We start from the raw sequence: 7,663 nt of genomic DNA on the forward strand, positions 1-7,663 counted from the left end.
GGACGGTTGCCGTCCGCGGGGGCCTCCCGGTCCTGGCGGGCGTCCGGGCCGGCAGGCCTCAGCGCCCCTCGGCTCGCAGCCGGTCCTGGGCCTGGGTGGCGATGACGGCGGCCTGGATGCGGCGCTCGACGCCGAGCTTGGCGAGCAGCCGGGAGATGTGGTTCTTGACCGTCTTCTCGGCGAGGTACAGCCGCTGGCCGATCTGGCGGTTGGTGAGCCCCTCCCCGATGAGGGCCAGGATCTCCCGCTCCCGCTCGGTCAGACCGGGCAGCGCCTCCGGCGTCTCCTCCTGCTGCGCGCCGCCCCGCAGCCGGGCCATGAGCTTGGTGGCGGCACTCGGGTCGAGCAGCGACTGGCCACGGGCCACCGTGCGCACCGCCGAGACCAGGTCCGAGCCCTGGATCTGCTTCAGGACGTACCCGGAGGCGCCCGCCATGATCGAGTCGAGCAGTGCCTCCTCGTCGTCGAACGAGGTCAGCATCAGGCAGTTCAGCTCAGGCAGCCGCGAGCGCAGTTCACGGCACACGGTCACGCCGTCGCCGTCCGGCAGGCGGACGTCCAGGACCGCCACGTCGGGGCGCAGGGCGGGGACGCGCACCAGGGCCTGCTCGACGGTGGCGGCCTCCCCGACCACCGTGATGTCCGGTTCGTCGTTCAGCAGGTCGTGCACCCCGCGCCGGACCACCTCGTGATCGTCGAGGAGGAAGACCCGGATCGGGGTGTCGGGCCCGGCCTGCTCGCGCTCCGCCATCAGTCGCTCCTTGTGATGTGTTCGGTTCCCATCGGGATACTTCCCCGTGACCGGGACCGATGGCCAGGGCCGGTCGGCCCTGTTTCGCCCGGTCGGCCGGGGCCGTTCAGCCGTTCCAGGTCCAGTCCGCCACTTCAGGCAGGTCCATGCCGTGCTCGCGGATCCATGCGTGGTGGCGCTGCCGGGCGTCCTCCATGCGCTGGCGCACGGCCGCGGCGCGCACCTTGAGGCCGGGGACGCGGTCGATGACGTCCATCACGAGGCGGTAGCGGTCCAGGTCGTTGCGCACCACCATGTCGAACGGCGTGGTCGTGGTGCCGATCTCCTTGTAGCCGCGCACATGCAGGTTGGGGTGGCCGGCGCGCCGGTACGCCAGGCGGTGGATGAGCCACGGGTAACCGTGGTACGCGAAGATCACCGGCTTGTCGGGGGTGAACAGTCCGTCGTACTCGAAGTCGTTCATCCCGTGCGGATGTTCCTCGCTCGGCAGCAGCCGGGCGATGTCGACGACGTTCACCACCCGTACGGCCAGCTCGGGCAGATGCCGGCGCAGCAACTGGGCGGCGGCCAGCACCTCCTGGGTGGGGACGTCGCCCGCGCAGGCCAGCACCACGTCCGGTTCCCGGGAACCGTCCTCGGTGCCGGCCCAGTCCCAGATGCCGGCACCGCGCGCGCAGTGGACCCTGGCCTCCTCCATCGACAGCCAGTCGAAGCAGGGCTGCTTGCCGGCCACGACGACGTTGACGTAGTCGCGGCTGCGCAGCACGTGGTCGGCCACCGACAGCAGGGTGTTGGCGTCCGGCGGGAAGTACACCCGTACCGCTTCCGGGCTCTTGTTGAGGATGTGGTCCACGAAGCCGGGGTCCTGGTGGGAGAAGCCGTTGTGGTCCTGGCGCCACACGTGCGAGGTGAGCAGGTAGTTGAGCGAGGCGACGGGGGCGCGCCAGGGCAGGCGGCGGGTGGTGCGCAGCCACTTGATGTGCTGGTTGACCATGGAGTCGACGATGTGGACGAACGCCTCGTAGCAGGAGAACAGTCCGTGCCGGCCGGTGAGGAGGTAGCCCTCCAGCCAGCCCTGGCAGGTGTGTTCGGAGAGGATCTCCATCACCCGGCCGTGCGGGTCGAGGTGTTCGTCCACCGGCAGGGTGCCGGCCTGCCAGGCCTTGCCGCTGGCCTCGTAGACGGCCTGCAGACGGTTGGAGGCGGTCTCGTCCGGGCCGACCAGGCGGAAGTCGCGGCGGCCGGCGGTGGCCGCCATGACCTCCTGGAGCAGGTCGCCGAGGACACGGGTCGGTTCGTGCAGGGTCACGCCGGGCTTGTCGACGGCGACGGCGTAACGCTCCAGCGGCGGCAGGGGCAGTTCGCGCAGCAGCAGTCCGCCGTTGGCGTGCGGTGTGGCGCCGAGCCGGCGCGGGCCCCGCGGAAGCAGGGCTAGGACGTCGGGTCGTGGGGCTCCGTGTTCGTCGAACAGTTCCTCGGGGCGGTACGAGCGCAGCCACTGCTCCAGCTGGCGCAGGTGCTCGGGATTGTCCCGTACGGCGGCCAGCGGTACCTGGTGGGAGCGCCAGGTGCCCTCCACGGGCAGGCCGTCGACCTCGGCCGGGCCGGTCCAGCCCTTCGGGGTGCGCAGCACGATCACCGGCCAGCGGGGCCGGTCCGTCGCGCCGTCCTCGCGGGCGGCGCGCTGGAGGGCGGCGATGCGGTCCACCGCGGTGTCCATGGCGTCGGCCATGGCGCGGTGGACGGCCGCCGGGTCGTCGCCGGTGACGTGGATCGGGTCGTGGCCGTAGCCCCTGAGGAGGTCGTCGAGTTCCGGCTCGGGCAGCCGGGCCAGCACCGTCGGGTTGGCGATCTTGTAGCCGTTGAGGTGCAGGATCGGCAGCACGGCGCCGTCGTGCACCGGGTCGAGGAACTTGTTCGAGTGCCAGGACGCGGCCAGCGGCCCGGTCTCCGCCTCCCCGTCGCCGATCACGCAGGCGACCAGCAGACCCGGGTTGTCCAGGGCGGCGCCGTAGGCGTGCGAGAGGGAGTAACCGAGTTCCCCGCCCTCGTGGATCGAGCCCGGGGTCTCCGGGGCGACGTGGCTGGGCACCCCGCCGGGGAAGGAGAACTGCCTGAACAGCCGCGCCATGCCCGCCGCGTCCCGGGTGACGTCCGGGTAGGTCTCGGTGTACGACCCTTCCAGCCAGGAGTTGGCCAGGACGGCCGGGCCGCCGTGGCCGGGGCCCCAGATGCACAGGGCGTCGAGGTCACGGGCCTTGATGACGCGGTTGAGGTGGGTGTGGACCAGGTTGAGGCCGGGTGAGGTGCCCCAGTGGCCGAGCAGGCGCGGCTTGACGTGCTCGGGCCGCAGCGGTTCGGTCAGCAGGGGGTTGGCCATCAGGTAGATCTGGCCCACGGAGAGATAGTTCGCGGCGCGCCAGTGGGCGTCCAGGACGGCGAGCTCCTCGTCGGTGAGCCCGGCGGACGCCTGCTGCGTGTCGACGGACATCGGGGTTCCTTCCGGTCGGACGGCGGTCGGGGCGTGACATGTGCCGGTTCGGGCACAGCACTCACCCTCCGGCGGGCCACCGGGTACCCGACAGGGCCGTTCGACCCCACATGCCGGGCCGAGCCGTCCGTACGGGCCGGGCCTCAGGGCCCGAGGTCCACCCCGTACAGCGTGTGCCCGCCGACGAGCTCGCGCCCGGTGACCAGCTCCGGGTGGATGCGCAGGAACACCTCCCGCGGTGACGGCGCCCAGGACCGCGGCCCGACCCGGGTCAGACGCCGCTGCTCCGCGGGGTCGGTGACGACCGTGGCCCGGCCGGTGACGACGACACTCCATCCGGCGCGCCTGGCCGCGTCGACCTCGTCCGCCTCGAAGGCGACCACCGCGCCGTCGACCGCGCGGGCCAGCTCCGACGCCTCCGAGGTGCACAGCAGCACCGCGCCGTCGGTGTCCAGGCAGAAGTTGACCGGAAGCACCGCGGGCAGGGCGCGCCGCGTGTGGACGATACGGCCCACCGGCACCTTCGTCAGCAGACGGAGGCACTCCTGCCGGTCGAGCTCACGGAAACCGTCATTGGGATACATGGCCAGTCCGTCTTTCACCTGGTACGGCGGTATCGCTCCATCGTCGGCCGCGGCGGGGCGCCGGGTGAGGGTCCTTCGGTCCCCCGCTTCCGGAGAGCGGTCCTCCTGCGTGGCCCACCGCGAGTGGGGCCGAACGGCCCTGCGATGCCCTCTGGTCGGCCCAAGCCGGCACGTGCCCGGACCTGGCACCGTGCTGCACAGGGGCGGAAGTGGACCGGAGGAGGAGGTGGGGACCCATGACAGCACGGGCCGGGAGAACGACGAGTCCGCTGTGGCGGTGGCACGCCAATCCGCTGCGCCGGCACGACGACGTGATCGAGGCGTGGATCGTGCTGGCGGTCTGGCTGATCGTCGCGTTGGGCGGTGTGGCCGTGGGCCTGGTGACCGCCCGGTCCGCCGCCGACGGATTCGCCCGTGAGCGCGCCGAGCGCCGGCCGGTACGCGCCGTGCTGCTGGTGGACGTGCCGCAGACGGCCGGGGACCGCGTGGTCACCGACGGCGGCCGGGTCATGGCGAAGGTCCGCTGGACGGTCCCCGACGGCTCCTCCCGTAGTGGCCGTACCTGGGTGCGGCCCGGTCAGAGCGCCGGAGCCCAGGTCACGGTGTGGACGGACACACGGGGCCGGCCGGCCGCCCAGCCGCGCACCGGGACGCAGGCCGCGGTCGAGGCGGGAATGTACGGCGGCGCGGCGGCCCTGGCCCTCGCGGGTGTCACCGCCGGCGCCGGAGCCGGGGCGAGGTACTGGCTCGACCGGCGGCGCATCGAGGCCTGGGGCACGGAGTGGGAGCTGGTCGGTCCCCGCTGGAGCCACCGGGCCCGCTGACGGGAGCAGGACCGGAAGCACGGGCGACCCGGAGGCGCGGACGACCGGAAGCGCCAACGACCGGATGCACGGGCCGCGACGCCGAAGCACGATGGAGACGGCGGCCGGGGAGGGACGGCGGGCCGGCCCTTCACGCTGGAAGTGATGCGATGGCACAGCAGTCCGCGACCACAGAACGCGCCGCCTCACAGGTCGGGTTCGGCAGCGTCCTCCTCGGCTTCGCCCCGTGGATCGTGTTCGGGGTGCTCGCCGGGCCCAGCACCTGGGGGTACGCGGCGCCGGCCGGGCTGGTCGCCGCGGTGGTGCTGTCCGGTCAGGACCTCCGCCGGCGCCGGTTCATGCTCCTGGACCTGGCCGGCATCGTGTTCTTCGCGGTGATCAGCGTCCTGGCCCTGGTCCTGGGACGGGACCAGTTGCTCTGGCTGGAGACGTACGCGCAGGTGATCTCGAGCGGAGTGCTGGCCTGCGTGGCCCTCGGCTCGCTGTTCCTGGACCCGTTCACCGCACAGTACGCCCGGCGCACGACGCCGCCCGAAGTATGGGACTCCCCCGTGTTCCAGCACATCAACAGGGTGCTGACGGCTGTCTGGGGGGCGGCGTTCGCACTGATCGCGGTACTGGGCCGGCTGGCCGTCCGCACGCCCTCGGCCGACGACTGGCTGAACTGGGTCCTGCCGGTCGTACTGCTGGTGTCGGCCGTGGACTTCACCCGGCGGTACCCGGATTCCTACCTCGAGCGGCGCCGTTCCTTCAGCCCGGCCTCGTAGAGGTGGTCCCTGCCGTCGGCCAGTTCCTGACGCGCCTCGGCCTCCAGCGCACCGAACGGCCTGTAGTAGGTGGCGTTGTACGCCTCGACGATCTGGAACGTCCAGTGCCCGGGGATGACGTTGCGGCCCACGATCTCCCGCCGCACCCGGTCCGCCCAGGCGTCGTGACCGGCCGCGCGCAGCAGTCGTACCGCCCGGTCGAGCTCGAAGTCGGCGCTGCCCGTGAGCTGGTGGAAGGAGTACAGGTGGCCGCGGGCGCGCTCGGTGGTCTCCAGGGCCTTCGACAGGGACCCCAGGGCCTCCACCGTCTCCTCGGACACATGGGCGGGCCGCTGGTGGTCCCCGCCGGGGACGTCGTCGTGCACCGTCATGACAGGTCTCCCGGGAGCTCAGGGGATCAGTGGACGATGGTGAAACTGCGCCACAGTCCCGTGGCGCGGACCACCGCGTCCGACGTCTGGGTGGGCAGGTAGACGCTGTCTCCGCCCGGCGGCTCCGTGCAGTCGGCCGACTGGTAGAGGACGATGTCGTTCTCCGTGAAGTTGCGGACGTGGGTCACGCCCTCACGGAACCGGTGGCAGCCGCCGACCGACGGATTCGAGATGGTCTCGACGGGTCTGACCCCGTTGCGTGTGTCGATCGTACCGAGTGCCTGCTCGTCGCAGGCTGTCAGCGCCACGCCGAACAGTGCGATGCCGATGAGCGCGGCCAGCGACCGTGGAGCGGGCATCTGGCCTCCCTGTGCCGGGGCGGGAGCGGGCCGGCCCGTCACTCCCGTCGTCTCCCTCTCCACCACTATCCGTCGCGGTCGGGGCACGCGCCTGGCGGGGAGGTCCATTGCGGGCATGTGGAGGAGCGCCGTGAACGGCTGCGGGCGGTGACCACCCGCCCGCTGCTCCGGCTCCTGCTCGACGTGCACGTACTCGCGGTCGTCGGCGTGTTCGCCCTGTGTCCGCGGCGACGTCTGTGGCGGCGCGCGACGCGGGACGGCGGCTTACGCTGATCTGGGGGGTGCGTTCGGGTGGATCTCACTCCGGAAGGGACGCCCCGATGGACGACTACCCACTGATCGAGAACCACGGCCTGCTCGGCGATCTGCAGACCGCGGCGCTGGTGACCACCGACGGGATGGTCGACTGGTTCTGCTCCCCGCGGTTCGACTCGCCGAGTGTGTTCGGGGCGCTCCTGGACAAGGAGAAGGGCGGCCACTGCACGATCCGGCCGGCCCACACGACCCACGCGACCAAGCAGCTGTACCTTCCCGACACGGCGATCCTGGTGACCCGGTTCATGACCGAGGCGGGTACCGGCGAGGTGATGGACTTCATGCCGGTGACCGGAACGACGGTCACGCCCCGGCACCGGCTGGTGCGCCTGATCCGCTGTGTGCGCGGCACCATGACGTTCGATGTGGAGATCGCCCCGCGGTTCGACTACGGGCGCACGGCCCACCGCCTGCACATCACCGAGCACGGAGCGGTGTTCGCCGCGGACGACGGCACGAAGCTCACCGTGCACCCGGTCCGTGAACCGGAGGACGAGCGTCTGGTGGACGTTCTCACGGCCAGGGAGTCCGACCTGCACCTCTCGCTCACGCTGCAGGCGGGCCAGCAGCGCGGCATGGTCCTGGAAATGGGCGCCGAAGGGCCGCCCGCCGAGGTCCGCGAGGCGGAACACCGGCGGTTGTTCACCGATACCGTCGCGTTCTGGCGCTCCTGGCTGAGCCAGTCCCGCTACACGGGACGCTGGCGGGAGACGGTGGAGCGTTCCGCGATCACGCTGAAGCTCATGACCTTCGCGCCCAGCGGCGCCATGGTGGCCGCACCCACGGCGGCCCTTCCCGAGCAACTGGGCGGCGAGCGCAACTGGGACTATCGCTTCACCTGGATCCGCGACGCCTCCTTCTCCGTGTACGCCCTGTTGGGACTGGGGTTCACGGAAGAGGCCAGGGCGTTCATCCTCTGGCTGAGCGACCGGGTCCAGGAGCGCGCCGGCCTCGACGGGACGGGGCCGCTCAACATCATGTACAGGGTCGACGGCTCCTCCGACCTGGACGAGCAGATCCTCGACCACTGGGAGGGCTATGCGCGTTCCGCGCCGGTGCGGATCGGCAACGGCGCGGCCGCACAGCTCCAGCTGGACATCTACGGCGAGGCGATGGACAGCATCTACTTCGCGCAGCAGCACGGCTTCCACGTCGGGCACCGGGGGTGGACCTCGCTGCTGACGGACCTGGAGTGGCTGGC

Annotated in this window: 9 protein-coding genes; 4 read left to right on the forward strand and 5 right to left on the reverse strand. The window is 71.7% G+C overall.

Features of this window, described 5'->3' with window-relative positions:
* Nucleotides 1-58 precede the first annotated feature (58 nt).
* The 3 genes from ACWC21_RS09545 to ACWC21_RS09555 form a co-directional block, all read right to left on the reverse strand.
* Nucleotides 59-751 carry a response regulator gene (locus tag ACWC21_RS09545; protein ID WP_450879824.1) on the reverse strand — a complete coding sequence of 231 codons (693 nt, stop codon included), beginning with the start codon at nucleotides 749-751 and terminating at the stop codon, nucleotides 59-61.
* 106 nt (nucleotides 752-857) lie between these two features.
* Nucleotides 858-3,242 carry a phosphoketolase family protein gene (locus ACWC21_RS09550; protein WP_450879826.1) on the reverse strand — a complete coding sequence of 795 codons (2,385 nt, stop codon included), beginning with the start codon at nucleotides 3,240-3,242 and terminating at the stop codon, nucleotides 858-860.
* A 143-nt stretch (nucleotides 3,243-3,385) separates the two neighbouring features.
* Complete coding sequence (locus ACWC21_RS09555; protein WP_450879828.1) at nucleotides 3,386-3,826, reverse strand: pyridoxamine 5'-phosphate oxidase family protein; 441 nt, start codon at nucleotides 3,824-3,826, stop codon at nucleotides 3,386-3,388.
* 236 nt (nucleotides 3,827-4,062) lie between these two features.
* Between ACWC21_RS09555 and ACWC21_RS09560 the strand changes: the two genes are divergently transcribed.
* Both ACWC21_RS09560 and ACWC21_RS09565 read left to right on the forward strand, forming a co-directional pair.
* A complete protein-coding gene (locus ACWC21_RS09560; RefSeq protein ID WP_450879830.1) occupies nucleotides 4,063-4,650 on the forward strand; it encodes an Rv1733c family protein in 588 nt (195 codons plus the stop codon).
* A gap of 149 nt (nucleotides 4,651-4,799) precedes the next feature.
* Complete coding sequence (locus tag ACWC21_RS09565; protein ID WP_450879832.1) at nucleotides 4,800-5,417, forward strand: hypothetical protein; 618 nt, start codon at nucleotides 4,800-4,802, stop codon at nucleotides 5,415-5,417.
* On the opposite strand, the gene ACWC21_RS09570 is transcribed toward ACWC21_RS09565, so the two are convergent.
* Together ACWC21_RS09570 and ACWC21_RS09575 are read right to left on the reverse strand one after the other, a co-directional pair.
* Nucleotides 5,378-5,788, reverse strand: a complete 411-nt coding sequence (locus tag ACWC21_RS09570; protein ID WP_450879834.1) for a hypothetical protein — start codon at nucleotides 5,786-5,788, stop codon at nucleotides 5,378-5,380. The two genes, ACWC21_RS09565 and ACWC21_RS09570, sit on opposite strands and share 40 nt — an antisense overlap.
* A gap of 26 nt (nucleotides 5,789-5,814) precedes the next feature.
* Complete coding sequence (locus ACWC21_RS09575; RefSeq protein WP_450879836.1) at nucleotides 5,815-6,147, reverse strand: hypothetical protein; 333 nt, start codon at nucleotides 6,145-6,147, stop codon at nucleotides 5,815-5,817.
* A gap of 117 nt (nucleotides 6,148-6,264) precedes the next feature.
* Between ACWC21_RS09575 and ACWC21_RS09580 the strand changes: the two genes are divergently transcribed.
* Nucleotides 6,265-6,420, forward strand: coding sequence for a hypothetical protein (locus ACWC21_RS09580; protein ID WP_450879838.1), 156 nt, complete (start codon nucleotides 6,265-6,267; stop codon nucleotides 6,418-6,420).
* 47 nt (nucleotides 6,421-6,467) lie between these two features.
* On the forward strand, nucleotides 6,468-7,663 hold a 1,196-nt coding region (locus tag ACWC21_RS09585; protein WP_450879840.1), incomplete at its 3' end, for a glycoside hydrolase family 15 protein.

Source organism: Streptomyces sp. NPDC001348, from assembly GCF_053597535.1.

Excerpts from the sequence above, each read along its gene's own strand:
- ACWC21_RS09545 (WP_450879824.1), bottom strand. The coding sequence starts at position 751 with ATGGCGGAGCGCGAGCAGGCCGGGCCCGACACCCCGATCCGGGTCTTC.
- ACWC21_RS09550 (WP_450879826.1), bottom strand. The coding sequence starts at position 3,242 with ATGTCCGTCGACACGCAGCAGGCGTCCGCCGGGCTCACCGACGAGGAG.
- ACWC21_RS09555 (WP_450879828.1), bottom strand. The coding sequence starts at position 3,826 with ATGTATCCCAATGACGGTTTCCGTGAGCTCGACCGGCAGGAGTGCCTC.
- ACWC21_RS09560 (WP_450879830.1), top strand. The coding sequence starts at position 4,063 with ATGACAGCACGGGCCGGGAGAACGACGAGTCCGCTGTGGCGGTGGCAC.
- ACWC21_RS09565 (WP_450879832.1), top strand. The coding sequence starts at position 4,800 with ATGGCACAGCAGTCCGCGACCACAGAACGCGCCGCCTCACAGGTCGGG.
- ACWC21_RS09570 (WP_450879834.1), bottom strand. The coding sequence starts at position 5,788 with ATGACGGTGCACGACGACGTCCCCGGCGGGGACCACCAGCGGCCCGCC.
- ACWC21_RS09575 (WP_450879836.1), bottom strand. The coding sequence starts at position 6,147 with ATGCCCGCTCCACGGTCGCTGGCCGCGCTCATCGGCATCGCACTGTTC.